This is a genomic window from [Brevibacterium] flavum (genome assembly GCF_019317305.1).
Classification (GTDB): domain Bacteria; phylum Actinomycetota; class Actinomycetes; order Mycobacteriales; family Mycobacteriaceae; genus Corynebacterium; species Corynebacterium glutamicum.
Genome location: NZ_CP079240.1, coordinates 1223913 through 1249383 on the forward strand (window position 1 = coordinate 1223913; position 25471 = coordinate 1249383).

Here is a 25471-nt window from a genome sequence, read left to right on the forward strand (position 1 = left end):
CACTCCTTTCCTTAAATTTCGTGCAAACTTGTGAACTGATTGAGACAGTAAAAAGTCATATTAACTGTACAGCGAAATTACAGCGAACAACTCTCCACTAATGAGACGAGTTTTGCGCACGCTGTGGAATGAACTTCTTGATCACACTGACCACAACGGTGATAATCGCGCCCCAAATGAGGCCGAAAACAAGTGACCCGAAAGTATTGCCAACCCATCCCAGAGCACTGCCTCCGATACCGTTAGCCCAGGACTCTAGTCCGTGAACAAGGTGGTAGGGAAGTTCCCATCCTAACTCTTCAGTTCCAATGACCATGATGTGGCCACCAACCCACAGCATGGCAAAAACGCCGACAACAGAAATAACTTGAAGAACGATGGGCATCGCTTTGACCAAGCCGCGGCCAAATTTCTGGATACCTGCGGAGTCACGCTTTGAAAGTGTAAGTCCGACGTCATCCATTTTCACAAGAACACCGACTACGCCGTACACGAGCGCGGTGACGCCGATGCCCACGACAAATAGCACTGCTGCCTGCATCCAGACAGTTTGATCTGCAATCTCATTGAGTGAAATAACCATGATCTCTGCGGAAAGGATGAGGTCAGTTGTGATGGCACTTTTGACCAGCTGATCCTCTGACTTTGGGCTTTCCTGCGACTTGGGTTCGGTGCTGTGCTGTTCACCTTTGATGCGCCTGTGGAGGGAGTGCCAGATCTTTTCTGCACCTTCGAAGCACAGGTAGGAGCCGCCCAGCATCAAAATTGGTGTGAGAGCCCACGGAGCAAACGCGGAAAGAAGCAACGCGATGGGCAAAATGATGATGATCTTGTTTACCAAAGAGCCCTTAGCGATCCGCCAAATCATGGGCAATTCGCGTGCAGGTTTGACACCTTGAACATATTGCGGGGTAACTGCCGTGTCATCTACAACCACGCCTGCGGCTTTAACGCTGGTTTTTCCAGCCATCGCCGTGACATCATCGAGGCTGGCTGCAGCCGCTCGAGTAATTGCTGCGACATCGTCTAATAGTGCTGCTAATCCACCGGCCATTGATGACTCCTTTGTAGAGAAGGGGTAGTGCTTACAAATCTTATCTGTGCTCAGGCAAGATAGCAGGTATGAAAATTGCGATCGTTGGCGCTGGTGCAGTGGGTGGATATTTCGGAGCGTTGTTACAAGAATCTGGTGCAGATATCACGATGGTTGCACGTGGACGAACATTAGAAGCCTTGAAGTCTAAAGGACTCCACATCAACGATGCAAGAGGCGAACGCTACGTACCAATTCCTGCAGTTGCGAGCGTGCAAGAACTAAAAGATGCAGATGTAGTGATGATTGCTACTAAAGCATTATCGCGGTCTTTAGATCTCGCTGAACTTTTGGGTGGGATACCTGCGAATTCGGTGGTCGCGATTACTCAGAATTCGATTGAAACTGCTGATCTAGCAGCGAAGAGTATCGGTGCTGATCGTGTGTGGCCTGGTGTGGTTCGTGGGTTCTTTGTTCATGAGGGGCCAGCCTCAGTGTCATACAAGGGAGGCCCACTGTCCTACACGTTTGGTGATTCTGGTGAACTTTCTAGGCAATTCGCAAGCACTCTTGAACAGGCCGGTATTGACGGAGTTCTGCATCCCGATATTTTGGTGGATGTGTGGGAGAAAGCCATGTTCGTAGAGGTTTTCGGCGGGTTGGGGGCTTTCGTCGAAAAGCAATTAGGTACCTTGCGTACGCATTTTAGGGCTTCCCTGGAAGCCTTGATGGAAGAGGTGGCTGAGGTGGCTCGCGCGGCAGGTGTTGCGTTGCCGAGCGATGCGGTGGAGCGCACCATGAATTTTGCGGATCGGATGCCTGAGAATTCGACGAGTTCGATGCAGCGTGATTTGGCCGCGGGAGTGGCTAGTGAGCTTGAGGCTCAGACAGGTGCAATTGTGCGGGCAGCACACAAAGTGGGTGTGAAAACTCCGCTTCATGACCTTATTTATGCTGGTCTTAAGCTGAAAGAAGAGGAAAATTCACTTTAGGGATAGAATCAAGATCCATGATCGTTACATCCACCGCGCGCGTTTCTATAGATCGTCCCTCGCGCTATGCCAAACAGTTAACTAGCCATTTGGGTGAAAAACTGAGCACAAGCTGGGACCCGGAGGCAGAACGGGGGTCTGTTGTCTTGGTGGGAAAGGGCCCAGACCACGAAGACCAGCGGTTTGCTTTTGATGGATCTGCTACCTGTGATCTGGTTGCCGGCGATGGCGTGCTGTTGCTCCACATCGAATCGCCCGCCAGCCTGGTTGAGCGTTTTGAAAATGTCATCGGCGGCCATCTGGTCGGCTTCGCTCGGCGCGACGAGATGAAGATTGCTTTTCGACGTGGTGATGGATCAGAAGGGCTGTCTTTTGAGTCCGTCTAACATAATCCGCATCGCAGCTGTTCTAATCCCCAATGAGCAGGATCAGATTCTCTGCGTCCGCAAAGAGGGAACTGAAATGTTCATGTTTCCCGGAGGCAAGCAGGAGTTGTGGGAGACTCCTGCACAGGCAGCCATCCGCGAACTCGAGGAAGAAGACCTCGATCTTTATGGGCGTTTTCAGGCACCGGCAGCAAACGAACCTGGCTTCTATGTGGACTGCCATGTGTCTAGCACATTTGATGTGTTCTTGAACTACACACCGGATGTGTACGAAGAACTCGCTGAGGCGAAGTACTTCTCGCCTAAACCACGATCGAAGAAGCTCGCGCCACTAACTCGTGACGTATTTGAGGCTATCTCAAGTGAAGTGCGTTAAGCACTATCGTTTTAGGCAACGAAAAATAGCAGTGGCACAGCAGTACAGACCATGAGGCCCCCGATCAAAATGAGGAAGAACCTCAAGGTGACGTCCCTGCGTGCAGTGAGGCGCCGAACCTGAGTGGAATCGTCTCTGTTCACCAGCAAGGGAATCACGGCGCCTTTGGTGGTGATGGGTCGGGGAGTGGACTTCGGTAGAACTCCGAACACCTCGTGGTGGTCAAGCTCGAAGCGGTACTGCGTCAGATAGCGTTCGTCTTCGAGCTCAACAAATCCAGTTACTTCTGCCTCGACTTCGACCGCATTAGATTGAAAATGCCGATCTTTTCCGATGAAGTGAATTCCTATACCGATGCAGACTACTCCCAGGATAAGGACTATCAGCAGGGAGATCAGCATATTCTAGGAGCTGCCCAGCGCCCAACCACCGATGGATGGACCGGTGAAAGGCTGTGGAGCAGGGATGAAGGTGGGGTTGGCGGTGGCGTCAACAAGTTCTGCGGGCGCACCAGCAATGGGGGCAATGTGCTTGCCGGTGTAGTAGGAGATCCACTCGGCGTGTTCAGCAACGGGGATGTACCAGCCGACGGTGCCGTCTAGTGCATCGTTTTCTACGTCAGTGGACATGCTGAGCACACCAGCCAGCTGACCATTGATGTACAAAGGTCCGCCGGAATCGCCTGGTACGAGACGACCGTTAGAAACAGTGCCTTCAAGCAGCACAGCGGTGCGGTCGGGGCTTGGCACGTTGACTACCCTGCGTTGAATTTGCACATCGGCTTGCTGTGCAACATTTTGGCCAAAGGCAGAGTACCCACCCCAGCCGGCTGCTTGACCATTTTCACCAGGCTGCACGTGTGCACCGTAGAGATCAACCGTGTTGGAACTTGCCTGATTGGGAAGCTCAACGAGAGCTAAGTCCGCAGTAGGGTGCAAGATCGCTTGGGGCACCTGCTGAAATTGGCTCAAAGTGCTTGAACCAATAGCTGCACCGGCAATACCGTCCTCAGGGATACAGTGGCGGGCGGTGATCGCCCACGTTGGGGTGATCATGGTTCCTGTACATGCAGTGTTACCGATGTGCAGACGAACAATTGAATCTGAAGTGGTGCTTGAACCCGTAACGTTGCGAGCATTTGCCAAAGCATGTGCAGGTGACGCCGCCACTAAGGGGGCAGACGCAGCCGTTAAAGCTGCGAGTACGGACAGTGCTTTGGTGGTAAATGACGCAGAAGACATAAAGAACAGTCTAGATGGTCGCTCTACAAAATGTTGTCACAAGATGCTGTCAATGACGTCGATTTTGGGGCGCGCAATGCGCGCGCCTTTGGCCGTCACCACGATCGGACGCTGAAGGAGCCTGGGATGGGCAACGATGGCGTCGATAAGCTCAGTTTCAGGTGTTTCTGGTGACAGGCCCAGTTCTGTGTACTCAGCTTCGCGGGTTCTGATGCCGTCGTGGACTGGAATTCCCAGCGTATTGAATAGTTCTTTGAGCTCGGAAGCGGTGGGCGTGTCTTTGAGATACTGAACAATTTCAGGCTCAATGTCCTTGTCGCGGAGGTAAGCGAGGGTATTTCTGGATGTGGAACAACGCGGATTATGGAAAATCGTGACTTTCATAACGTTGAGCCTACTAAGGTTTGTTCCATGATTATTCAAATCCTAAGAGTGGCATTTGCCTTCGTCGGCGTCATTGTTGGCGCCGGTTTCGCATCAGGGCAAGAGGTCATGCAATATTTTGTGGCCTTCGGCATAGACGGAATTTGGGGAGTCATTGTTTCTGCAGTGATCATGTCGGTGATGGCGTTGATCATTTTGCAGCTCGGAAGCTATTTCAATGCAGGTGAACACGGTGAAGTGTTCCGCCGAGTAAGTCACCCCGTTTTCTCCAAAATTTTGGACATCGGCGTTGTGGTGACGTTGTTCTCCACCGGTTTCGTCATGTTTGCAGGCGCGGGATCAAATCTGAATCAGCAGTGGGGGCTTCCGCTCTGGATCGGTTCTGTGATCATGGTTCTTCTGGTGCTGGCTGCGGGCATGTTGGACGTGGATAAAGTAACCACAGTCATTGGTGCAATTACTCCGTTCATCATCATTTTCATCACTGCCGCCTCGATCTACACGCTGGTAGGTAATTTCAGCTCAGTGGAGCAGCTTGATTCTGCTGCTTTAGAAGTCGGCACGACGTTGCCTCACTGGGCTGTTGCAGCGGTGAACTATGTGGGATTCAACCTGATGGTTGCGGTGTCCATGGCTGTGGTCATTGGTGGATCAATGTTTAACCCGCGGGTCGCAGGTCGGGGCGGTTTGCTGGGCGGATTGATCCTGGGATTCTTGATCATCATCAGTGCGCTGACACTGTTCGCCACCGTGGAAGAAGTTGGCCAAGATGATATGCCTATGCTGACGATCATCAACAATTTGAACCCGCTGGCTGGCCAAGTAATGGCAGTGGTTATCTACGGAATGATCTTCAACACGGCACTGGGTATGTTCTACGCATTGGGCCGTCGTCTCACTGCGAAAAACCCACAGCGATTCCGCCCGGTTTATGTGGTCACAGTGCTGATTGGTTTTGTGTTGAGCTTTGTGGGATTCAAGAACTTGGTGGGCTATGTGTACCCAGTCTTGGGATACATTGGCCTGCTGCTGATTGCAGTGATGATGGTGGCGTGGGTGAGGGGACGCGTACGCATCTACAAGGAATCCGAACGCCGCATGCGGATCGCAGACTTGTTGCAGATCGGCCATGACGGAGCGTTGAGTGGAGCAGAGCTGGCGGTGCTCAACCAGGAAATCCAAGATTCAAACTTGGATGAGGAACAAATTAAAGCAGCGGTTAGGAAGTAGTTACTCTGCAGGGACGAGCTCTACCTGGCTGGCGTCAGCCCAGGTGAGTTCGATTCCCTTGGAGCGCAGCCACTGCATAGGATCGTCGCCGTGGCGGGTGATTCCTTCAACAGCATTCAAGGTGGCATCAATTGCGCGCTCAGCGTCATCTGCAGTGATAAGCCCTGCTGAGGTTGCTGCAGCTAGTTCGTCGATGTCCATGACTGTTACTGGTTCTCCGCAGACAGAGATGAGATCCACGTAGAGGTCGCGGGTGGTCCAGATGTTGTCTTCGACGCGAATTTCAGCGACATCAATGTAGTAATCCTGACGTTCATCCACGCCTTTGCGGAAGTGGAAAATGTTGGCACGCAATCCAAGTTCTGGGAGGAGCCAGCTTTCCAAGTATCCGAACTTGGGGTGGTTTGCGCCACGAGCCATGTACAGGCCGAAGTCGGTTACTTTGAAGGTGTCTACCTCGCGGAGAAACCCCTTGGGATCTGTGTTTATGGATTCAGCAGTGTTGAAAATTTCCTGCTTTACGGGATGAAGATCAGTCATTGTTTTCTTACCTCACATCGAATACGACGGCAGTCGGGATGAAATTACAGTTCGCTGAACCGTTTTCGGTGGATGTGGTGAGGCCGCCTGACATGGAGGCGACGATGATGCCGCGTCCTGTGTCTGCCACACCGGAAATCGTTGAGGGGCCATCGGGGTTGATTCCGGTGTTGCTCAACGTCGTGGTGCCATGGGTGAAGTTGCTTAAGTTTGCCCATTGAACAGTCATTGCGGTGCTTTGCTGTTCTGCGAGGGGGCCAGTTCCCAGTGCGGTGAACACGAAGGAGGTTTGGCCGACACCTGCGCCGGGGAGGGGGAGATCTGCTGGTCCTGGAACTGCGAAGGCAGATCCTACGGCTGCAGAATTTCCGTTGATGCAGTTTTCTGATCGGGTGGGCCAGAAGAACTGCGCGATGCGTGGTGCGTTGTCGGGGATTTCAATGTCCCCACCTTCGCTGCCGTCACCGGTGATAAAACCCATGGCCTGAGAAACGATGTTCTTGATTTCCTGCGGGACCCACGGTTGGTTTACTGCCTGTTCGATTTGTTGGCGTAACTGCTCGTTGGGGCGTCCCCATTGGTCTACGGGGAGACCGCTGGAGAGATTCGATGAGGCGTTGAAAGCTTGTTCAACTGGTGTGACAGCCGATGCTACCGGGGTTGCCGGGAGTGCAATGGCTAGAGCTGCAGCGACTGTAAGCAGTCGGGGGAGTGTCTTTGTCACTTGAGTTTTACTTACCTTTCAACGAGACAATGCGGAGGGAACAACTTTAGTCACATTAGTAACTCCAGTTAACTTCTTTTCCTCCTGTCACATTAATCGCAGAATATTTACTGTCAATAAGGATCAAAGTGAATTTCTGGATTTCCCTAAAGATTCACCAAAGATCCGAGACACATTAGAACAACGTTTTCTTGTTTTGCTTGTCGTACACCGATGCAGTTCCGTTACAAAATTCTGAAAAAACCAGCAAAATCTTTAGAGATTTGCCTCACAATGTGCGGAACGGGCGATAATGCGAGTACAGTGATACCGTTCTAAAACAATGGACTCGTTTTACAAGTCCTCCATATTTCTTTATCCGGCAGGAGAATGCCCCCAGTGACCCACCCAGAGTTTCGTAACGTAGCGATTGTCGCGCACGTTGACCACGGAAAGACCACACTCGTTAATGCCATGCTTGAACAGTCTGGCGTATTCAGTGACCACGGTGAAGTAGCCGACCGTGTGATGGACTCCGGTGACCTGGAAAAGGAAAAGGGCATCACCATCCTTGCCAAGAACACCGCGATTCGTCGTAAAGGTGCTGGCAAGGACGGCAATGACCTGATCATCAACGTCATTGACACCCCAGGCCACGCTGACTTCGGTGGCGAAGTTGAGCGCGCACTGTCCATGGTTGACGGCGTTGTCCTTCTGGTTGACGCATCTGAAGGCCCACTGCCTCAGACCCGATTCGTGCTTGGCAAGGCTCTTGCTGCGAAGATGCCAGTCATCATTGCTGTGAACAAGACTGACCGCCCTGACGCTCGTATTGACGAGGTTGTTGAAGAGGCACAGGATCTGCTTCTTGAGCTCGCATCTGCACTTGATGATGAAGAAGCAGCACAGGCAGCTGAGCAGCTTCTTGATCTGCCAGTTCTGTACACCTCCGGTCGTGAGGGCAAGGCTTCCACTGAGAACCCAGGCAACGGTAACGTTCCTAATTCCCCAGATCTGATGCCTTTGTTTGAGACCCTCTACGAGGTTCTCCCAGAGCCAACCGCTGACATTGATGGCCCTCTGCAGGCTCACGTCACCAACCTTGACTCTTCCTCCTTCCTTGGTCGTATCGGCCTGGTTCGCGTTCACGCAGGTACCTTGCGTAAGGGCCAGCAGGTTGCATGGATTCACTACGATGAAGAAGGTAACCAGCACACCAAGACCGCTAAGATCGCAGAGCTTCTGGCTACCGTTGGCGTTGCCCGCGTTCCTGCTACCGAAGTTGTTGCAGGTGACATCGCTGCGATCTCCGGCATCGAAGACATCATGATTGGCGATACCCTCGCGGATCCTGAGAACCCAGTTGCACTGCCTCGCATCACCGTTGATGAGCCAGCACTGTCCATGACCATCGGTGTGAACACCTCACCAATGGCTGGTCGTGGCGGCGGAGACAAGCTGACCGCACGTTTGGTCAAGGCTCGTCTTGAGAACGAACTGATCGGTAACGTGTCCCTGAAGGTCAACCCAACTGAACGCCCAGATACCTGGGAAGTTCAGGGTCGTGGCGAAATGGCTCTGTCCATCCTCGTTGAGACCATGCGTCGCGAAGGCTTCGAGCTCACCGTTGGTAAGCCACAGGTTGTTACCCAGACCATCGACGGCAAGCTGCACGAGCCTTACGAGATCATCGTCATTGACGTTCCTTCCGAGTACCAGGGCAACGTGACCCAGCTGCTGGCTACCCGCAAGGGCCTCATGCAGTCCATGTCCACCACCCCAGGTTCCGACTGGATCCGCATGGAATTCCGTATTCCTGCTCGTGGCCTGATTGGTTTCCGTACCCAGTTCATGACTGAAACCCGTGGTACCGGTATCGCTAACTCCTACTCTGACGGCATGGATGTTTGGGCTGGCGAAATCAAGGGCCGCGCACACGGTTCCTTGGTTGCTGACCGTTCCGGCCAGATCACCGCTTACGCTCTGACCCAGCTGGCAGACCGTGGTAGCTTCTTCGTTGAGCCAGGCACTGAGACCTACGAAGGTGTCGTTGTTGGTCTGAACAACCGTGAAGAAGACATGGACATCAACCCAACCAAGGAAAAGAAGCTCACCAACATGCGTGCAGCTTCCGCAGACACCACTGTCACCTTGGCTAAGGCTCGGTCCCTCTCCTTGGATGAGGCACTGGAGTTCTGTGGCGTCGACGAGTGCGTCGAGGTTACCCCTGATGTTCTGCGCATCCGCAAGGTCATCCTGAACGCTACTGAGCGTGGCCGTGCACGTTCCCGTGCGAAGAGCCTGAACAAGTAATTCTCTTTTAGTTAAGAGTTGCTCTGGCCCGCTGTGTCCTCTGGACGCAGCGGGCCAGTAGTATTTTGGGGGTGAGAATAAGGTTTGGAATTCTAAGTGTTGTCGCCTGCACGGTTTCGTTGGTGGCATGTCAGGCTAATCCGGGTCCTGCGCCCGTTGAGGAGCCAACTACAGCCACTGCAACGACCACGGCAACTGAGACGACGACCGTAGAGACTGAAGCCCCCAAACAGGATCGGGAAACCATCAGTATCGGTATCGATCCGATCCGCAACGGTTTCAATCCACATTTGTTGTCTGATGATTCTCCACTGGTGCGCGATATTGCATCGTTGGTGTTGCCGAGTGCTTTTGAGGGCAATCAGCTGAACACTGACTTGTTGGACAATGTTGAGCAGGTGGATGAAACCACGGTGAGGTACACGATTGCTCAGGAAGCGCAGTGGAGTGATGGCACTCCGATTACTGGGTCTGATTTTGAGTACTTGCGCAGGTCCATTGTGGCGGGGACAGGAACGCTGAACGATTCTGCATATTCGGCGATTTCAGAGATTAGGACCTCAGGCGGTGGAAAAACTGTCGACGTTATTTTTGAACATCCTGTCGCTGATTGGCATTTGCTGTTTAACAATTTGTTGCCGAGTCATTTGATCACTGGCAATTCCACATTCCAGACAGCGTTTTATGATTCCATCCCGGCCTCTGCGGGGCGCTACATGGTGCGTTCCATTGATCGTCAGCGTGGCGTGATTACGTTGTCGCGCAATGATCGTTTCTGGGGTGCAAATCCGGCACACGTGGAAGTACTCCAATTCAACACCGTTGCCTCTGCATCTCGGGCGGGGGAGTACCTGCGCACCGGGCAGAGTTCGTTTATGAATCTGTCACCGCAGGAAACCCTGGTGGACACGTTGAATTTGGTGCCGGACACGGAAGTGCGGGTGTCTGACACGACGCGCACGCTGGAGCTGGTATTTAACGCCGAAGCGCTGGCACCGGCGCAGCGCGCCTACCTGACATCGCTTATCGACGTCCCCCTCACCGCCAAGTTAGCTGGCGGTCGCAGTGCAAACCTGGGTGTGCCCCAAACGGTGGAGGTGAGCGTCGATAAGCAAGAAATTCCTGCGTTGCGCCTGGCGGCGGACCCCGCCGACGATGCTGGTTTGGCAGCTGCGCGGGGCATCGTCGATATGCTGGCTGCGGATGGAATCAAGGCTCAGGTCGTGACAACCGATTTGAATTCGGCGATTGCGGGTAATTTTGATGCGATCGTGGCGTGGACCAGAACTGCCACGGATTCGATTGCGTTGGCGGACCGAGTGGGTTGTGGCGTGAACTTGGCAAAGTGGTGCGCTGAGGGAACCACGGAATATATCAACGGTGTTTTGGCGGGTGAGATTGATTTCGATCCTGCGTGGGAGCAGCAGTTTAACACCGAGAATCACTTGCGGGTTCCGATCCTGCGGGAGACTCGGGTAGAGGCGAAAAATAACGGTATCCTCGGGGCTGCGGATGGCTGGCCTGGGGGAATTTCAAGTGCTGCAAGTTGGAGGAAAAACGATGTTGAAGAATGATCTGTCTGGTGCTCGAGTTGTAGCTGTGCATGCGCACCCTGACGATGAGGCGATTACCACCGGTGGTGTGCTTGCGGATCTTGCTGCTCGTGGCGCCGATGTCACGGTAATTACCTGCACGTTGGGCGAGCAGGGTGAGGTTATCGGTGAGACATTCGCGCAGCTAGTCAACGGTGATGCGGATCAGCTTGGCGGGTTTAGGATCCATGAGCTTTACGCCTCGCTGGAGATTCTGGGCGTGCGTGGCATTCATCTGGGTGGCGCTGGCTGCTGGAGGGATTCCGGTATGGTTGGTGATCCTGCGAATGAGCATCCGCGTGCGTTTATTCACTCTGGTGACCGTGCAGTGGAGCAATTGAAAGAACTTCTTGCGGAATTGAAGCCACATCTTTTGATCACCTATGGCCCTGACGGCGGCTATGGGCACCCCGATCACATTCGTGCGCATGAAATCACCCACGCAGCAGCCGGCGAGCAACGCATTCTGTGGGCTGTGAGCGACCGTGAGGAGCTCGAGGACGGTCTAAAGGCAATCACTGGGCTTCCTGAAGGTTGGGGCAGGGGAGAGCTCTCTGCGGTCGATTCCGTGGACCTCTCTGTTGAGCTGAACGATGAAGTGTATGCCACCAAGGTGGAATCCATGCGCGCGCATGCGACACAATTGTGGATCGCTGACGGTTCCGTATCCCGCACCAACCCGGTTGCCGCACACGCAGTGACACAGCAGGACAATGTGAAGGTGTGGGCGCTATCTAATTTGATTGCACAACCCATCATGCGCCACGAGCACTACCAACTCGGCGCCGGAACACCACTGCCTGAAGGTGCAACTGGAGTGCTTGACGGACTGGAGTTCTGACACGGTTATGGCAGAATCTAAGCAGATTCGGAATAAGAGTTTCATTCACCGAAACCTCGGCAAAGGGGAGGTGTTTGGAGGCCTATTTTGGCTCAGTCTAGGGGCACTTATTTCGGTGCTTTTGGAGGTCATTTACCTGGGCACCCGGATCACTTTGCCTGGTGGAACATCGCTGGCGTTTCCCTACACAATCGCCATTGCATTCTTGTTCAATATGGTTTTGACCAGGACTTCCATGCTGTGGACCGATCATTGGCTTGCAAAATTCACGCCACTGACAGTGTGGATTTTAGGGTTCATGGCGCTGCTGGTGTGGACCGTGGTTGCAGGGGATCAATTAATTCCGAATAATATTCGCACAGTGCTGCTACTTTTTGCTGGTTTTTCCGGTGGAATTTGGCCTGCGGTCAAGGGGAAGTAGCATAATAAGCCTAAAGCTTTCCCATATTTATTAGCCTCTTAGAGTTCTCAGGAGAAAACGAAATCCCATGACATACACAATCGCACAGCCCTGCGTTGACGTCTTGGATCGTGCCTGCGTTGAAGAATGCCCAGTAGATTGCATCTACGAAGGTAAGCGCATGCTGTACATCCACCCGGATGAGTGCGTTGACTGTGGTGCATGTGAGCCTGCTTGCCCAGTTGAGGCAATCTTCTACGAGGACGATGTCCCAGACGAATGGCTTGACTACAACGATGCCAACGCTGCATTCTTCGATGATCTGGGCTCCCCAGGTGGTGCGGCTAAGCTTGGACCACAAGATTTTGATCACCCAATGATCGCTGCGCTGCCGCCTCAGGCATAATCTAACGCATGACCTCTCGCACCCCGCTTGTTTCTGTTCTTCCTGATTTTCCGTGGGATTCGCTCGCTTCCGCAAAAGCCAAAGCTGCGTCTCACCCGGATGGGATCGTGAATCTTTCTGTTGGCACTCCGGTTGATCCGGTCGCGCCCAGCATTCAGATCGCGTTGGCAGAAGCAGCGGGGTTTTCGGGTTACCCTCAAACCATCGGCACCCCGGAACTCCGCGCAGCCATCAGGGGCGCGCTTGAGCGGCGCTACAACATGACAAAGCTTGTCGACGCCTCCCTCCTCCCCGTCGTGGGTACCAAGGAGGCAATTGCCCTTCTTCCATTCGCGTTGGGTATTTCCGGCACCGTTGTCATCCCAGAGATTGCGTACCCAACCTACGAAGTCGCTGTCGTGGCCGCAGGATGCACCGTGATGCGTTCTGATTCGCTGTTTAAGCTCGGCCCGCAGATCCCGTCGATGATGTTTATCAACTCACCATCCAACCCCACAGGCAAGGTTCTGGGCATCCCACACTTGCGCAAGGTTGTGAAGTGGGCGCAGGAAAACAACGTGATCCTCGCAGCTGATGAATGCTACTTGGGTCTTGGCTGGGACGATGAAAACCCACCGATCTCAATTTTGGATCCACGTGTCTGCGATGGCGACCACACCAACTTGATCGCCATTCACTCGCTGTCTAAAACCTCAAACCTCGCTTCTTACCGCGCAGGTTACCTCGTTGGCGATCCAGCGCTGATTGGTGAACTCACGGAAGTCCGTAAGAACTTGGGTCTTATGGTTCCTTTCCCAATCCAGCAGGCCATGATCGCAGCCCTCAACGACGATGACCAAGAGGCAGGGCAGAAGCTCACCTACGCGATTCGTCGAGCAAAACTCATGCGCGCCCTGTTGGAATCCGGCTTCCAGGTAGATAATTCTGAAGCGGGTCTGTACCTCTGGGCGACGCGTGAAGAACCTTGCCGTGACACTGTCGATTGGTTCGCTGAGCGTGGCATTCTCGTTGCCCCAGGAGACTTCTATGGCCCTCGCGGAGCGCAGCATGTGCGTGTGGCGATGACCGAAACCGACGAGCGCGTCGACGCCTTTGTTTCTCGCCTGAGCTAAACACGACTAAGCTTATTTTGTTTAATTGAGTTTGAAGTTCTCCGTCGAAAGAGGCCATTTGAGTTCCGAGTCCAGTCCTGAGTCGAGTACCGAGCAAAAAACCTGGGGTAGTCGATTTCTTCGCGCTTCCCGGCAGTTCATCAAGTTCGGAATCGTTGGAGGCTCTGGCACTTTGGTTAACTTGGCGGTGGCAGCACTGTCCAAGAAGATCGCGGGATGGACGGCAGGGATTCATGAAAGCGATGCGTTCATGAATTTGCTTGGATCGGCTTTCCATATCCGTTGGTACCACGTGTTCATGACCATCGCATTCCTCGTGGCCAATACCTGGAACTATCAGCTCAACCGCATGTGGACCTTCAAGACAGCGACAATCGTGTCCTGGTGGAGGGGCTTCTTCCCATTCCTGGCTACAGGTCTTGTCGCGTTTATTGCGAGCCAGGTGGTCGCAACCTTGCTGATGAACGAGACATCTCCGATTGCCTTGTCCTCTGAAATTTTCGACGACTCCACCGGCTTCCGCACAAAGTTCTATTGGGCACTGGTGATTTCCATTCTGGTTTCCATGCCGGTGAACTTCATTGTGAACAAGTACTGGACATTCAAGAAGCCGAAGTCCAAGGTTGTTGTGGAAACGGACCCTGTCTAAACTTCGTTCGAAACTCTAGGCCCGCATTAGAACAAGGATTTGTGCGCTTTTTCCTGTTCTGGTGTGGGTTTTATTCAAATCTAACAATCGAATAACTGTTCGAATAAAAGGTTGAAGGTGTCCCACCTCCACGGCACAATGGATGGCAAGAACACATGAATCCAGGGGGATACTCATGACCACTGACATCTACTTCAGCCACAACAACCCACACGACCCATACGCCCACCACACCACCGAACTCAACCGCGACACCCATCACCTCTGGGTCGTCTTAACCACCGACTCCGACGACTTCGACGCAGACTCCTTTACCACCGAAGTCATCCGGATTACCGGCTACTCCCGCCACGAAGTCAACAACGGCCTTAACGCCATGGCCGCGATGACCAACCTCCCACACCTACGCGCCATCCAAGAACGCTACTACTTCCTGAGCATCCGCTACCTCGCCTCCATCATGGTCGCCGTGGCCAAAGCAGACCCCACCCTGTGGGAAGAACTCGACCTGCGCATCACCGACGCCTTAACCCCAGTCACCGACGGGGAAGTGATGATCCAATCCTCCACCCTGGCTAAACGCATCGCCGCCTGGATCAAAGAACTCGACCCCGAACCCACGCCAGAGCCCACACCGAAAGAGGACTATGTTCACGTCCACACCACCGATGAGGCGACCTATGTCCGCATCAAAATCAGCGGCCCCAACCGCCTGCTCCTCAATGACATCATCACCCAACTCAAAGACACAGACACCGAGGACAGCCTGCCTGAAGCGCTCATGGCGTTCCTGATGGAGAAAATCCAGTTAAAGATCACCAAATACCTCTTCACCCCACACAATCACCCTGAGCAGGTGTGGTCACCGGACTACGGTGACATTGATCCCGAAGCCTACGACAATGCCACCCTCGTGTGCGCCAAGGATCTCGATGAGGTCGCTGGAGCCACGGAGAAGAGCTACACCCCGAGTGAGAAGATGAAAGCACTGATCAGAGCTCGGGATGGGCATTGCCGCTTCCCAGGGTGTTGCGTCCCGGCCAGTAAATGCCAGGTCGATCACATTATCCCGTGGGCGGAGGGCGGCCCGACAGCGGCGTGGAACCTGCAGTTGTTGTGCCAGCGGCATCACAATATGAAAACCGATGGTCGCTTTACTGCTGATGCTAATGGATTGGCGGAGATTAGATGGATTGGGCCGATGGATGTACCAGCGGTGACCAGGCCGACGGGGCCGTTGGTGAAAGCGATGCCGCGGGGGATTTGGGGTCAGGTGTTGAGGGATCGGATCCAGGCTAGGTTTGAGCGGATCCGCGACCGCGCCCTCAACAAAGAAGACTAGTTGGAGTGCAAAGCTGTGTTGAGTTCGACAACTTTGGTGTTGGGCACTGCGACAACTTGTCCGCTGACGGAGTCACGCCTAAAAATGAGGCCGTTTGAGCCCGCGAGGGTGGAGGCTTTGTGGAGGGAGCCGTCGAAAAGCACTTTGGTGCCTGCAGTGATGTAGAGGCCGGCCTCGATGATGCAGTCGTCGCCCAGCGGGATGCCGCAGCCGGAATTGGCGCCGAGCAGGCAGCGCTTGCCCAGCGAGATGACGTGCTGGCCGCCACCGGACAGGGTGCCCATGATAGATGCGCCGCCACCGACATCGGTGCCGTCATCAACGGTGACGCCAGCGGAAATGCGACCCTCAACCATGGAAGCGCCGAGCGTGCCAGCGTTGAAGTTCACGAAGCCCTCATGCATCACGGTGGTGCCATCTGCCAGGTACGCGCCAAGTCGGACGCGGTCGGCGTCACCGATGCGCACGCCCGAGGGAACCACGTAGTCGACCATGCGTGGGAACTTGTCGACGCTATAAACCGTAACTTGGCCTCGGCGTGACAGGCGCGCGCGGGTGAGTGCGAAACCGTCAACTGCGCACGGTCCGAAGTTGGTCCACACGACATTGTTGAGGAGGCCGAAAATGCCGTCCAGGTTGATGGTGTGAGGGCGGAAAACGCGGTGGGAGAGGAGGTGAAGGCGCAGCCATGCATCGTAGGTGTCGGTGGGGGCTGCGTCGGTGTCGATAGTTGTCGTCACGATTTTGCGGGTGACGTTTCGATCTTCATCGACGCCTTCTAGAGGTGTGAGCGCGGACTGGTCGGTGGACCCGATTTCTGGATACCACACGTCCAGGACGTCGCCGGTGGAGGTCAGTGTTGCAATTCCGGTTGCGGAAGCAGTAGTCATGACGTCCAGAATAATTTCTATCGGCCTATCAGTTCAAGTCGGAAGGGGTGCGACCTCCGCGCAATGGGCTGTTAACTGTGACGAAGGACAAAAGAACCAAGAATCCGTACACAATTGCCACTGAGTAAACCTGGCTGCGGGAGGCTGCGTCGCCGAGCATGAGAGCAACGAGTCCTGCCAACAAAACCAAGGTGAGGATGCCTAACCATGGGTGCGCCCACATGCGAACCGTGGAGATTTCACCGTTTGCTTGCAGTTCTTTGCGGAGTTTCAACTGTGACAAAGTGATCATTGCCCACACCACAATCAAACAACCGCCAACAGCGTTGAGGAGGAAATCAAGCAGACCGGCTGGATTCCAGTACTGCAAACCAACTGAAACGAAGGCGAAGAACATGGACAACAGCACCGCATTGGTGGGGACGTGGCTGGTGCTGAGCTTACTGAAAACTCGTGGAGCGTCTTGTCGATTCGCCATGGAAAATACCAAACGAGAAGTGGCATAGATTTGGGCGTTGAAAGCGGAAAGCAGTGCTAGAACGATGATCGCTTCCATGAAACCAACCGTGCCAGGGATGTTTGCCATCGCCAGGATTTGGGTGAAGGGGGATTCCGCAGCGGTGTCGGCACCATTGATCGACTCATAAGGCATGAGGAAAGTGATGACCAAAACAGAGCCCAAGTAAAAGACTGAAATACGCCAAATCACGGCACGCACCGCCAGGGAAATAGCTTCACGTGGCTTATCGGACTCTGCAGCTGCAATGGTGACAATTTCAATGCCACCAAAGGCAAAAGCCACCGCGAGCAAACCAGCAGCAACACCAGAAATACCATTGGGCATGAATCCGTGATCACCGATGAAGTTTGAGGTTCCCACAAAGGTGGATCCGGGAAGCCATCCGAAAATAAGAGCAATACCAATGATGAGGAAAGCGATGATCACCGCGACCTTAATGAATGCGAACCAGTACTCGAATTCACCGAAACCGCGAACCGCGACGAGGTTCACCACAGCGAAGAAGACCACGCAGACAAGCGAAGGAATCCACGGTTCGACGCCGAACCATGCACCCATGATGGCAGCAGCGCCAGTCATTTCGGCGCCCATCACCATAATCAGCATGAACCAGTACAACCAACCGAGGGAGAAACCAGCCCAGTGGCCGAAAGCATCCTCGCCGTAACGTGAAAACGATCCGGAGGCGGGACGGGCAGCAGCCATCTCGCCGAGCATTTGCATAACAAGCACAACGATGGCTCCGGCGATGATGTACGCCAGGAGCACTGCGGGGCCAGCTGCGCGGATACCAACGCCGGTGCCGAGGAACAGTCCGGCACCAATTGCGGAGCCGAGTCCCATCATTGTGAGGTGGCGGGTCCGAAGTCCGGTTCCCAGCCCTTCATTAGATTTAGCCATGTATCAACCGTAAACCCACATGGCACTGGTTATGAAAATGGGTCAAGCTTTGAGGCGGGCAACTGGCTCATGGAAGCCGGATTCACGCTTGATTGACCAATTTGCTTGGCCTTCGATGGAGTCGATAGTGCGCAACTCCTCATCGTCTGCGAACCAAATGGGGGTATCTCCATCCAAGACAATGTTATTTCCGATGTCGCAATTGTCTCCCAGACTGACTCCGATGATTCCGGAGCTGACACCAAAGTTGCAGTTTTGGCCGATGCTCAACGGCAAACGGCGGCGCTGTTCATCTCTCGGGGACTGAATAGTAGAAGACAGTCCAATCTCGGAACCTTCACCGATGACCACACCGGAACTCAGGCGGCCTTCCACCTTTGCGGCACCCAAGGTGCCGGAGTTGAAAGACACGAAACCTTCACGCAGGACAGAGGTACCCGGAGCAAGGTATGCACCTAGGCGCACGCGTTCTGCTTCGGAGATGCGGACTCCAGGGGGAACCACATAGTCGACCATGCGGGGAAGACGGTCCACACAGTAGACGTGGATGAGTCCGCGGGACCGCAGAGCACCACGCACCCACTCAAAGTTTTCAGGAAGGCAAGGGCCTTTGTTTGTCCACACCACGTCGGACAGCAGCTCCAAGGTGTTTTGCATGTGCATTTCGTGGGGGCGGACCAGGCGGTGGGAAAGCAGGTGGAGGCGCAGGTAAACATCGTGCGCGTCTACTGGAGGTTGAGACAGATCGGGGATAACGGTGCGGACTGCTACCTGTTCGACGAGGCGATCTTGGTCCAGTTTTACCAGCTGCAGCATCCGTGGGGTGAGTTCGTTTGCTCCGAGGCGTGTGGTGCCCACTTTCAATGGGTAGCGTTCAGCCCACTGATCTGGGTTGAAAATTTGGGGTTCTGGGTACCACGTGTCCAGGATGGTCCCGTCCATGGCGATATTTGCGATTCCAACTGCTTGGGCTCCGCGAATGTTTTCACTCATTTTTTAATCGACCGCTTCCATCATGTTTTAACTAAGGTTTGTAGGCTTAAACCTGTGAACTCTGAACTCAAACCAGGATTAGATCTCCTCTGCGACCCAATTGTCCTTACTCAACGTTTGGTAGATATACCGAGTCCGTCGGGTCAGGAAAAGCAGATTGCTGATGAAATTGAAGATGCCCTTCGGAACCTTAATCTACCTGGTGTAGAGGTCTTCCGCTTCAACAACAACGTTCTTGCTCGCACGAACAGGGGATTGGCCTCGAGGGTCATGCTTGCTGGTCATATCGATACAGTGCCGATCGCGGACAATCTGCCAAGCCGTGTGGAAGACGGCATCATGTATGGCTGTGGCACCGTCGATATGAAATCTGGGTTGGCGGTGTATTTGCATACTTTTGCCACCTTGGCCACGTCGACTGAGCTTAAGCATGATCTGACGCTGATTGCGTATGAGTGCGAGGAAGTTGCTGATCACCTCAATGGTTTGGGCCACATTCGCGATGAGCATCCGGAGTGGTTGGCGGCTGATTTGGCGTTGTTGGGTGAGCCTACTGGCGGCTGGATTGAGGCGGGCTGCCAGGGCAATCTGCGCATCAAGGTGACGGCGCATGGTGTGCGTGCCCATTCGGCGAGAAGCTGGTTGGGTGATAATGCGATGCATAAGTTGTCGCCGATCATTTCGAAGGTTGCTGCGTATAAGGCCGCAGAAGTCAACATTGATGGCTTGACCTACCGTGAAGGCCTCAACATCGTTTTCTGCGAATCGGGCGTGGCAAACAACGTCATTCCAGACCTCGCGTGGATGAACCTCAACTTCCGTTTCGCGCCGAATCGCGATCTCAACGAGGCGATCGAGCATGTCGTCGAAACGCTTGAGCTTGACGGTCAAGACGGCATCGAATGGGCCGTAGAAGACGGGGCAGGCGGTGCCCTTCCAGGCTTGGGGCAGCAGGTTACAAGCGGGCTTATCGACGCCGTCGGCCGCGAAAAAATCCGCGCAAAATTCGGCTGGACCGATGTCTCACGTTTTTCAGCCATGGGAATTCCAGCGCTGAACTTTGGTGCTGGCGATCCAAGCTTCGCGCACAAACGCGACGAGCAGTGCCCAGTGGAGCAAATCACGGATGTGGCAGCAATTTTGAAGCAGTACCTGAGCGAGTAACCGCATTCGGGGCTATCGTGGGACTTCCGAAATGTAACTAGAGACTTGAGGAGGAAACACGATGGCTCCTAAACAAACTCCCAGCCCAGAGAAGAATCGAAACCTGGTGGGACCAGTTCTGCAACGTCGGCAGACAGAGGGTACTTTTGATCAACGCTTGCTAGAAATGCGCGCTGATCACAATTGGAAGCACGCCGATCCATGGCGTGTACTGCGTATTCAGTCTGAATTTGTGGCGGGTTTTGATGCCCTCCACGAGATGCCAAAGGCCGTAACAGTCTTTGGTTCTGCACGCATTAAAGAGGATCACCCGTACTACAAGGCGGGTGTAGAACTTGGTGAAAAGCTCGTTGCTGCTGACTACGCAGTTGTCACCGGTGGCGGTCCAGGTCTGATGGAAGCCCCCAATAAGGGGGCAAGCGAGGCCAATGGTTTATCAGTTGGTCTGGGCATTGAGTTGCCACATGAACAGCATCTGAACCCTTATGTGGATTTGGGTCTGAACTTCCGGTACTTCTTCGCACGCAAGACCATGTTCCTGAAATACTCCCAGGCTTTTGTGTGTCTGCCTGGTGGTTTCGGCACGCTCGATGAGCTTTTCGAGGTCCTCTGCATGGTACAAACCGGCAAGGTAACCAACTTTCCCATCGTGCTGATCGGCACTGAGTTCTGGGCAGGTTTGGTGGATTGGATCCGTCACCGCCTGGTAGAGGAAGGCATGATCGATGAGAAGGATGTTGACCGGATGTTGGTCACTGATGACCTGGATCAGGCCGTCAAATTCATCGTCGATGCACACGCTGGATTGGACGTAGCGCGTCGCCACAATTAAGCAGTGGCTACATTAGGTGTTATGAGTTCTTTGCCGGTCATCATGGCCATCGTCAATCGCACCCCGGATTCTTTCTATGACAAGGGTGCGACATTTGAGGACACCGCTGCGCTAAACAGGGCAGCGGAGGTCATTGAACAAGGCGCTGGCATTGTCGATATCGGTGGGGTGAAAGCCGGCCCGGGGGATTTCGTGTCGGCGGAGGAAGAGATCGACCGCGTGGTGCCAATCATCGCTGCGGTGCGAGAACGTTTTCCTGACATTGATATTTCTGTTGATACCTGGCGGGCGTCGGTGGCTGATGTCGCAGTGGCGCATGGAGCAACGCTGATCAATGACACTTGGGCCGGCCATGATCATGAGTTGGTGCAGGTAGCAGGGCAGCACAAGGTGGGTTATGTCTGCTCGCATACCGGCGGGGTGATTCCAAGAACGCGACCATATCGGGTGCATTTCGATGACATCGTGGCCGATGTAATTACGGAGACCACCAAATTGGCAGAGCAAGCTGTTCGTGCCGGGGTGCCAGAGGAACGGGTGTTTATTGATCCCACCCATGATTTCGGGAAAAACACCTTCCACGGACTGGAGCTTTTACGACGGATCGATGAGGTGGTTGCCACGGGCTGGCCGGTGCTGATGGCCTTGAGTAATAAGGATTTCATTGGGGAAACTTTGGAAAGGGGCGTCGATAAGCGTGTTGCTGGCACGCTTGCGGCCACTGCCTGGGCGGCGGCGCGCGGCGTTGCGGCTTTTCGCGTGCATGAAGTTGCGGAAACCTTTGACGTTTTGCAGATGACGGCGGCGATTATGGGCGATGTGGCGCCACTTAACACCATTCGGGGGCTTGCGTGAGCAGCGTAAGCGTGGTGATTCCTGCGCTCAACGAAGCTCCAACCGTAGCCAAAGTCGTGGAGGCGGTCCTCGCCGACAACCCACTGGAAGTGCTGGTCATCGACGCCGATTCCACCGACGCAACCGCCGCCGAAGCCCGATCCGCCGGTGCGACGGTGCTGAATTGGCGCGAAATCCTTGATACCGAACCGATTCCAGGCAAGGGCGAATCACTCTGGCGAGGTGTCGCAGCAGCGCGCGGAGACATCGTCGTATTTGTCGATGCCGACCTCACCAGCTTCCGCCCCGGCATGGTGAACAGCCTTGTTGCCCCCTTCCTAAACGATGACATTCACCTGGTCAAAGCCGATTATGTGCGTACATTCGGTGATCATACAACAGGGGGTGGACGCGTCACGGAACTCACCGCAAAACCCCTCCTCCGCGCGCTTTTCCCCGAGCTAAGCCACATCCGCCAGCCGCTCGGAGGCGAGTACGCGATCCGCCGCAGCACCGCGCTTGCCATGCCTTTTGTGTCCGGCTACGGCGTCGAAGTGGGCTTGCTTATCGACGTCGCCACTCAATTTGGCACCTCGTCTATCGCCCAAGTAGACCTCGGAAGCAGGAGCCACAACCATCAATCTTTGGAAGCGCTTGGCTCGATGGCTGACGTGGTGGCAACAACTATTTTGCAGCGTTTCGGACATGATCTCCCGGTCGTGCAGCGTGAACCCTTGGGTATCCACTAAACTGGGCAACCATGCTGACCTGGATAATCATGATCATTGTGTTGATCGCGCTCATCGTGATTTTCACCTGGGTGTTCGCCAAACTTTTTGGTCGGGGAGAACAAACCCAACCATTGCCGGAAAACAATGAGATCGTTGAGCACAACCGGCAGGCGGTGGGCGAGGGGAATATCGATAACATCATGTTCGATACCGTGATCAGAGGCTACCGCCAAGACCAAGTCGATGATGTGATCGAGCATTTAAAATGGCAGGTAGATTCTTTAAATGCTCAGCTTGAGCAGGCTCACCTTCGGGCAAAAACTTTCGAAACGGGCTAAAATAGGAAGTTAGCCGCGTTGAATCGCGGATTTTATCGTTGTGAGGAGATGGAATCAATATGGCAGCTATGAAGCCTAGGACCGGAAGCGGACCAATGGAAGCGGTTGAGGAAAGTCGCAAGATTGTCATGAGGATTCCATCAGACGGCGGCGGACGTCTCGTTGTGGAATTGAATAAGGAAGAAGCAGCCGAACTTGGAGCTTTGCTGTTGGAGGCAGCCAAATAGTCCCTAGGTAAACGCACTGGGTAGTATTTGTTTAACCATCCACCTCAAGGAGTAAAACGCACGTGCTTTCCCACATCATTGATGTCCTCGCCGACCCGATCGATGGCACCCCACTTGTAGGCGCCGAAGATTTCTCACGGTTGGTGTCTGAATCTGGGCATTCCTACGATGTTGCTCGTCAAGGGTATGTCACCCTGGCTGGTGGCGCAGGTCTGCGCTATTCAGGCGATGATGCACAGATGATCGCGGATCGGGAAACCTTCCTTTCTGGCGGTCACTTCGCGCCCTTCGTGGAAGCTGTCACCGAGCATGTTCAAGATGTCGTTGACCAGGCAGGCCTTAGCGATGACGCACAGCCAGTGGTCTGCGAAATCGGCGCGGGAACCGGCTACTACTTGTCCCATACCCTTGATTCTGTTGCAGGATCTCGCGGAATTGGCATTGACGTTTCCGTGCACGCCGCAAAGCGTTTGGCAAAGTGTCACCCTCGCGTCGGCGCAGTCATTGCCGATGCCTGGGCACGCCTGCCGATTGCAGATAACTCTGTCGATGCCATCACGGTGATTTTCGCACCACGCAACGCTGCGGAATTTGCCCGCATTTTGAAGCCAAAGGGACAGGTCATCGTGCTTACCGCAGATACCGGCCACTTGGCTGAGCTTCGTGAACCACTGGGCATCATTGATGTGGAGGCCGGCAAAGTTGATCGCATGATCGAACAAGCGGCAGGCCACCTCAAGCCAGTTGGCGAAAGCGACTTGGTGGAATTTGAAATGCTGCTGGATCAAAAATCCATTGCATCTCAGATCGGTATGAGCCCTTCTGCACGCCACATTAAGCCTGAGGCTTTGGCGGAACGCATCGCCGCTCTACCAGAACAAATGAAGGTTACAGCCCGGGCCAAGATCACCAGGCTGGAACGCATCTAACTCTTATCTCACTGGGCCTTCATGCGGTTCGTTTTCATCGAACTGCATGAGCGCAGTGAGATCATCTATATCTAGGGACACCGAACTGAAATCAACAGGGAAGTGACTTTCCTGGCGAATAATGCTTGCGTCACCGGTGGTGGTGACCTCAAATTCGCTGAATGGGCCGTTGTTGAAGTACACACGGCTTGCCATGGACACATAGCCGCCGTCAGCAAAAACCTCCACGGTGGAACCATCCACGACAATGAACAGTGAATCTGTTTCATCATCAGTTAATGGTGCAATCGCGTGTGGATCACCCGCGTGGTTGGGGTTCATAGACCGATCAACGACTAGCTGATTGTGGCGGTGAGTGATTGTTGCAGCGATTTCGCCGTTCTGATCTTTCAACGCCACTTCAACTGAGCTATTCGATGGGATTTCGCACAGTCCGGTCCAACCTGCCGCTGCCTCGGATTCATGAATGGCATCAAGCAATCCTTCTGGTGGGGTCTGGAAGACCGTACCGTCCTGGAGCGTGACAACACGTGGGAAAGAAATAGCGTTTGCCCAGCCTTCTTCCTTCCAACTGAGATGCTCAGTGGGGGAGTCCAAACGACCTACGCCATTCATGAGACCAAAGATGTGGGCGAAGTCGTAGCCGATGGTGGTTTCGGCGTAGTTGGTGTTGCGGGGGCGGGAGAAATCATGGCCAAAATCGATGCGGGTAAATGGAGTCTTCACATCGAATTCTGAGCCGTTGAGCTGCCCCACCAGGTAGCCGGAAATATCGATTCCCTGTTGTTCAATGGTGACAATGAGGACATCGTAGATTTCATGGTCCACTTCATCGCGCAGGCGAATCATGCGGGGAGCAACCAGGACTTCATCTGATTCCAAGCCAGAAAGGCCGTTGATAGACAATGGGCCTGTGATGGTCCATTCCCGGCCGTCTGCGGAGTCCAGGATCACTACCGTCGGAGCCTCCACTGGGCCCGTGACTGCGAGCATCAACCATCCTGAGTGGCCTTCATCGCGGTTTCCTTGGTCTTCCCAACCTGGGATAACGCACGGTGAGCGGAACTTTACATAACCATCAGTGTTGCCAACCACTTCGCCGATTCGGGAGACATCTGGATCGAGCCCCAGCTCGTCCTCATTGATCAGTTCAGTGGTGCCACGGATGTTGTTGATGTGTGCCAACTGGATAGTGGAAGTGGGGCCAACAACCGAGGTGAAGTACAGATCAACGCCACCGTTGTTGGACACCACTGAGCCAGCGCGAACCTGGGTTTCATCGCCTTCAGGGGCTAGCACGTCATCGCAGATATCCCACACAAATGGAGTGTGCTCTGCGAATTGGTGCGCCCACCTGGGGCCGTGATCTGGTGAGGGACGGTACTGGTGGAAGAAATGCCACGTGTCGTCATCCAACAGAACGCCTGCAGGTGCAAACAAAACACCACTTTCAGCGGTGATGTGCAGCTCTGGTCGGTGATACCCGGAAACGTTCGCCATCTCTTTATTGTCCTGCCTTCACTCAATTACGCCAGTGTCTTTGATTCAGGGTAGCGATTTCATCACACATGGG

General features: G+C 54.1%; 29 protein-coding genes. 19 read left to right on the forward strand and 10 right to left on the reverse strand.

Annotated elements, in window-relative coordinates:
* Positions 1-97: 97 nt before the first annotated feature.
* The gene (locus KW808_RS06000) at positions 98-1054 is read right to left on the reverse strand and encodes a DUF808 domain-containing protein (protein WP_003862112.1); all 957 of its coding nucleotides are present in this window, start codon (positions 1052-1054) and stop codon (positions 98-100) included.
* Positions 1055-1122: 68 nt separating this feature from the next.
* On the opposite strand from KW808_RS06000, the gene KW808_RS06005 reads away from it, so the two are divergent.
* From KW808_RS06005 to KW808_RS06015, 3 genes are read left to right on the forward strand one after another with little or no spacing between them, the layout of a single operon-like run.
* Positions 1123-2025 (forward strand): 2-dehydropantoate 2-reductase, encoded by a 903-nt coding sequence (locus KW808_RS06005; RefSeq protein WP_003862110.1) that lies wholly within the window; start codon positions 1123-1125, stop codon positions 2023-2025.
* Positions 2026-2042: 17 nt separating this feature from the next.
* Positions 2043-2411 (forward strand): DUF2218 domain-containing protein, encoded by a 369-nt coding sequence (locus KW808_RS06010; protein ID WP_003858604.1) that lies wholly within the window; start codon positions 2043-2045, stop codon positions 2409-2411.
* On the forward strand, positions 2398-2787 hold the full coding sequence (locus tag KW808_RS06015; RefSeq protein ID WP_231107903.1) for an NUDIX hydrolase: 390 nt from the start codon (positions 2398-2400) through the stop codon (positions 2785-2787). The genes KW808_RS06010 and KW808_RS06015 overlap by 14 nt, the downstream gene beginning before the upstream one ends.
* Before the next feature lie 11 nt (positions 2788-2798).
* On the opposite strand, the gene KW808_RS06020 is transcribed toward KW808_RS06015, so the two are convergent.
* From KW808_RS06020 to arsC, 3 genes are read right to left on the reverse strand one after another with little or no spacing between them, the layout of a single operon-like run.
* Positions 2799-3188, reverse strand: coding sequence for a DUF3592 domain-containing protein (locus KW808_RS06020; protein ID WP_003862106.1), 390 nt, complete (start codon positions 3186-3188; stop codon positions 2799-2801).
* Between the two features lie 3 nt (positions 3189-3191).
* Positions 3192-4028, reverse strand: coding sequence for a S1 family peptidase (locus KW808_RS06025; protein WP_003862104.1), 837 nt, complete (start codon positions 4026-4028; stop codon positions 3192-3194).
* Positions 4029-4064: 36 nt separating this feature from the next.
* Positions 4065-4412: an arsenate reductase (glutaredoxin) gene (arsC, locus tag KW808_RS06030; RefSeq protein WP_003862103.1), complete on the reverse strand. Its 348-nt coding sequence runs from the start codon at positions 4410-4412 to the stop codon at positions 4065-4067.
* Between the two features lie 27 nt (positions 4413-4439).
* Between arsC and KW808_RS06035 the strand changes: the two genes are divergently transcribed.
* A complete protein-coding gene (locus KW808_RS06035; protein WP_003862101.1) occupies positions 4440-5642 on the forward strand; it encodes a YkvI family membrane protein in 1203 nt (400 codons plus the stop codon).
* Here KW808_RS06035 and KW808_RS06040 read toward each other — a convergent pair whose 3' ends face one another.
* Together KW808_RS06040 and KW808_RS06045 are read right to left on the reverse strand one after the other, a co-directional pair.
* Positions 5643-6182: a ribonuclease FAU-1 family protein gene (locus tag KW808_RS06040; RefSeq protein ID WP_003858618.1), complete on the reverse strand. Its 540-nt coding sequence runs from the start codon at positions 6180-6182 to the stop codon at positions 5643-5645.
* A 7-nt stretch (positions 6183-6189) separates the two neighbouring features.
* Complete coding sequence (locus tag KW808_RS06045; RefSeq protein WP_003858620.1) at positions 6190-6906, reverse strand: Rv1157c family protein; 717 nt, start codon at positions 6904-6906, stop codon at positions 6190-6192.
* A gap of 378 nt (positions 6907-7284) precedes the next feature.
* Between KW808_RS06045 and typA the strand changes: the two genes are divergently transcribed.
* The 8 genes from typA to KW808_RS06085 all read left to right on the forward strand — a co-directional run bounded on the left by typA (position 7285) and on the right by KW808_RS06085 (position 15540).
* Entirely contained in the window at positions 7285-9198 is a 1914-nt protein-coding gene (typA, locus tag KW808_RS06050) for a translational GTPase TypA (RefSeq protein ID WP_003858622.1), read from the forward strand.
* Between the two features lie 122 nt (positions 9199-9320).
* Positions 9321-10772 (forward strand): ABC transporter family substrate-binding protein, encoded by a 1452-nt coding sequence (locus tag KW808_RS06055; protein WP_003862094.1) that lies wholly within the window; start codon positions 9321-9323, stop codon positions 10770-10772.
* Positions 10759-11631, forward strand: a complete 873-nt coding sequence (mshB, locus tag KW808_RS06060) for an N-acetyl-1-D-myo-inositol-2-amino-2-deoxy-alpha-D-glucopyranoside deacetylase (RefSeq protein WP_003858626.1) — start codon at positions 10759-10761, stop codon at positions 11629-11631. Before KW808_RS06055 ends, mshB begins: the two co-directional genes overlap by 14 nt.
* A gap of 7 nt (positions 11632-11638) precedes the next feature.
* Positions 11639-12052, forward strand: coding sequence for a hypothetical protein (locus KW808_RS06065; protein WP_034983670.1), 414 nt, complete (start codon positions 11639-11641; stop codon positions 12050-12052).
* 67 nt (positions 12053-12119) lie between these two features.
* Entirely contained in the window at positions 12120-12437 is a 318-nt protein-coding gene (gene fdxA / locus KW808_RS06070; RefSeq protein ID WP_003858631.1) for a ferredoxin, read from the forward strand.
* A gap of 8 nt (positions 12438-12445) precedes the next feature.
* Positions 12446-13549 (forward strand): succinyldiaminopimelate transaminase, encoded by a 1104-nt coding sequence (gene dapC, locus KW808_RS06075; protein ID WP_003862086.1) that lies wholly within the window; start codon positions 12446-12448, stop codon positions 13547-13549.
* 58 nt (positions 13550-13607) lie between these two features.
* Positions 13608-14198 carry a GtrA family protein gene (locus KW808_RS06080; protein ID WP_003858634.1) on the forward strand — a complete coding sequence of 197 codons (591 nt, stop codon included), beginning with the start codon at positions 13608-13610 and terminating at the stop codon, positions 14196-14198.
* A 175-nt stretch (positions 14199-14373) separates the two neighbouring features.
* Complete coding sequence (locus tag KW808_RS06085) at positions 14374-15540, forward strand: HNH endonuclease signature motif containing protein (RefSeq protein ID WP_499652180.1); 1167 nt, start codon at positions 14374-14376, stop codon at positions 15538-15540.
* Here KW808_RS06085 and dapD read toward each other — a convergent pair.
* From dapD to KW808_RS06100, 3 genes are read right to left on the reverse strand one after another with little or no spacing between them, the layout of a single operon-like run.
* Entirely contained in the window at positions 15537-16430 is an 894-nt protein-coding gene (gene dapD, locus KW808_RS06090) for a 2,3,4,5-tetrahydropyridine-2,6-dicarboxylate N-succinyltransferase (RefSeq protein WP_003863790.1), read from the reverse strand. The two genes, KW808_RS06085 and dapD, sit on opposite strands and share 4 nt — an antisense overlap.
* A 28-nt stretch (positions 16431-16458) precedes the next feature.
* A complete protein-coding gene (gene aroP / locus KW808_RS06095) occupies positions 16459-17850 on the reverse strand; it encodes an aromatic amino acid transport protein AroP (protein ID WP_003863791.1) in 1392 nt (463 codons plus the stop codon).
* 42 nt (positions 17851-17892) lie between these two features.
* Entirely contained in the window at positions 17893-18843 is a 951-nt protein-coding gene (locus KW808_RS06100; protein ID WP_003863792.1) for a DapH/DapD/GlmU-related protein, read from the reverse strand.
* Positions 18844-18897: 54 nt separating this feature from the next.
* Here KW808_RS06100 and dapE point away from each other — a divergent pair, with 54 nt between their 5' ends.
* The 7 genes from dapE (at position 18898) to KW808_RS06135 (ending at position 23898) form a co-directional block, all read left to right on the forward strand.
* The gene (dapE, locus tag KW808_RS06105) at positions 18898-20007 is read left to right on the forward strand and encodes a succinyl-diaminopimelate desuccinylase (RefSeq protein ID WP_003863793.1); all 1110 of its coding nucleotides are present in this window, start codon (positions 18898-18900) and stop codon (positions 20005-20007) included.
* A 61-nt stretch (positions 20008-20068) separates the two neighbouring features.
* Positions 20069-20839, forward strand: a complete 771-nt coding sequence (locus KW808_RS06110; RefSeq protein ID WP_003863794.1) for an LOG family protein — start codon at positions 20069-20071, stop codon at positions 20837-20839.
* 21 nt (positions 20840-20860) lie between these two features.
* Complete coding sequence (gene folP, locus KW808_RS06115) at positions 20861-21694, forward strand: dihydropteroate synthase (RefSeq protein WP_003855021.1); 834 nt, start codon at positions 20861-20863, stop codon at positions 21692-21694.
* A gap of 11 nt (positions 21695-21705) precedes the next feature.
* Positions 21706-22422 (forward strand): glucosyl-3-phosphoglycerate synthase, encoded by a 717-nt coding sequence (locus KW808_RS06120; RefSeq protein ID WP_003863795.1) that lies wholly within the window; start codon positions 21706-21708, stop codon positions 22420-22422.
* 11 nt (positions 22423-22433) lie between these two features.
* Entirely contained in the window at positions 22434-22742 is a 309-nt protein-coding gene (locus KW808_RS06125) for a hypothetical protein (protein ID WP_003863796.1), read from the forward strand.
* A 59-nt stretch (positions 22743-22801) separates the two neighbouring features.
* On the forward strand, positions 22802-22969 hold the full coding sequence (locus KW808_RS06130; protein ID WP_003855015.1) for a DUF3117 domain-containing protein: 168 nt from the start codon (positions 22802-22804) through the stop codon (positions 22967-22969).
* 62 nt (positions 22970-23031) lie between these two features.
* The gene (locus KW808_RS06135; protein ID WP_003855010.1) at positions 23032-23898 is read left to right on the forward strand and encodes a methyltransferase domain-containing protein; all 867 of its coding nucleotides are present in this window, start codon (positions 23032-23034) and stop codon (positions 23896-23898) included.
* A gap of 3 nt (positions 23899-23901) precedes the next feature.
* On the opposite strand, the gene KW808_RS06140 is transcribed toward KW808_RS06135, so the two are convergent.
* The gene (locus tag KW808_RS06140) at positions 23902-25398 is read right to left on the reverse strand and encodes a glycoside hydrolase family 32 protein (RefSeq protein ID WP_003863797.1); all 1497 of its coding nucleotides are present in this window, start codon (positions 25396-25398) and stop codon (positions 23902-23904) included.
* Between the last annotated feature and the right edge of the window lie 73 nt (positions 25399-25471).

Coding starts and splice junctions, on each gene's coding strand:
- KW808_RS06000 (WP_003862112.1), bottom strand. CDS start 1,054: ATGGCCGGTGGATTAGCAGCACTATTAGACGATGTCGCAGCAATTACT.
- KW808_RS06005 (WP_003862110.1), top strand. CDS start 1,123: ATGAAAATTGCGATCGTTGGCGCTGGTGCAGTGGGTGGATATTTCGGA.
- KW808_RS06010 (WP_003858604.1), top strand. CDS start 2,043: ATGATCGTTACATCCACCGCGCGCGTTTCTATAGATCGTCCCTCGCGC.
- KW808_RS06020 (WP_003862106.1), bottom strand. CDS start 3,188: ATGCTGATCTCCCTGCTGATAGTCCTTATCCTGGGAGTAGTCTGCATC.
- KW808_RS06025 (WP_003862104.1), bottom strand. CDS start 4,028: ATGTCTTCTGCGTCATTTACCACCAAAGCACTGTCCGTACTCGCAGCT.
- arsC (WP_003862103.1), bottom strand. CDS start 4,412: ATGAAAGTCACGATTTTCCATAATCCGCGTTGTTCCACATCCAGAAAT.
- KW808_RS06035 (WP_003862101.1), top strand. CDS start 4,440: ATGATTATTCAAATCCTAAGAGTGGCATTTGCCTTCGTCGGCGTCATT.
- KW808_RS06040 (WP_003858618.1), bottom strand. CDS start 6,182: ATGACTGATCTTCATCCCGTAAAGCAGGAAATTTTCAACACTGCTGAA.
- mshB (WP_003858626.1), top strand. CDS start 10,759: ATGTTGAAGAATGATCTGTCTGGTGCTCGAGTTGTAGCTGTGCATGCG.
- KW808_RS06065 (WP_034983670.1), top strand. CDS start 11,639: ATGGCAGAATCTAAGCAGATTCGGAATAAGAGTTTCATTCACCGAAAC.
- fdxA (WP_003858631.1), top strand. CDS start 12,120: ATGACATACACAATCGCACAGCCCTGCGTTGACGTCTTGGATCGTGCC.
- dapC (WP_003862086.1), top strand. CDS start 12,446: ATGACCTCTCGCACCCCGCTTGTTTCTGTTCTTCCTGATTTTCCGTGG.
- KW808_RS06085 (WP_499652180.1), top strand. CDS start 14,374: ATGACCACTGACATCTACTTCAGCCACAACAACCCACACGACCCATAC.
- dapD (WP_003863790.1), bottom strand. CDS start 16,430: ATGACTACTGCTTCCGCAACCGGAATTGCAACACTGACCTCCACCGGC.
- aroP (WP_003863791.1), bottom strand. CDS start 17,850: ATGGCTAAATCTAATGAAGGGCTGGGAACCGGACTTCGGACCCGCCAC.
- KW808_RS06100 (WP_003863792.1), bottom strand. CDS start 18,843: ATGAGTGAAAACATTCGCGGAGCCCAAGCAGTTGGAATCGCAAATATC.
- KW808_RS06110 (WP_003863794.1), top strand. CDS start 20,069: ATGGCTCCTAAACAAACTCCCAGCCCAGAGAAGAATCGAAACCTGGTG.
- folP (WP_003855021.1), top strand. CDS start 20,861: ATGAGTTCTTTGCCGGTCATCATGGCCATCGTCAATCGCACCCCGGAT.
- KW808_RS06125 (WP_003863796.1), top strand. CDS start 22,434: ATGCTGACCTGGATAATCATGATCATTGTGTTGATCGCGCTCATCGTG.
- KW808_RS06130 (WP_003855015.1), top strand. CDS start 22,802: ATGGCAGCTATGAAGCCTAGGACCGGAAGCGGACCAATGGAAGCGGTT.
- KW808_RS06140 (WP_003863797.1), bottom strand. CDS start 25,398: ATGGCGAACGTTTCCGGGTATCACCGACCAGAGCTGCACATCACCGCT.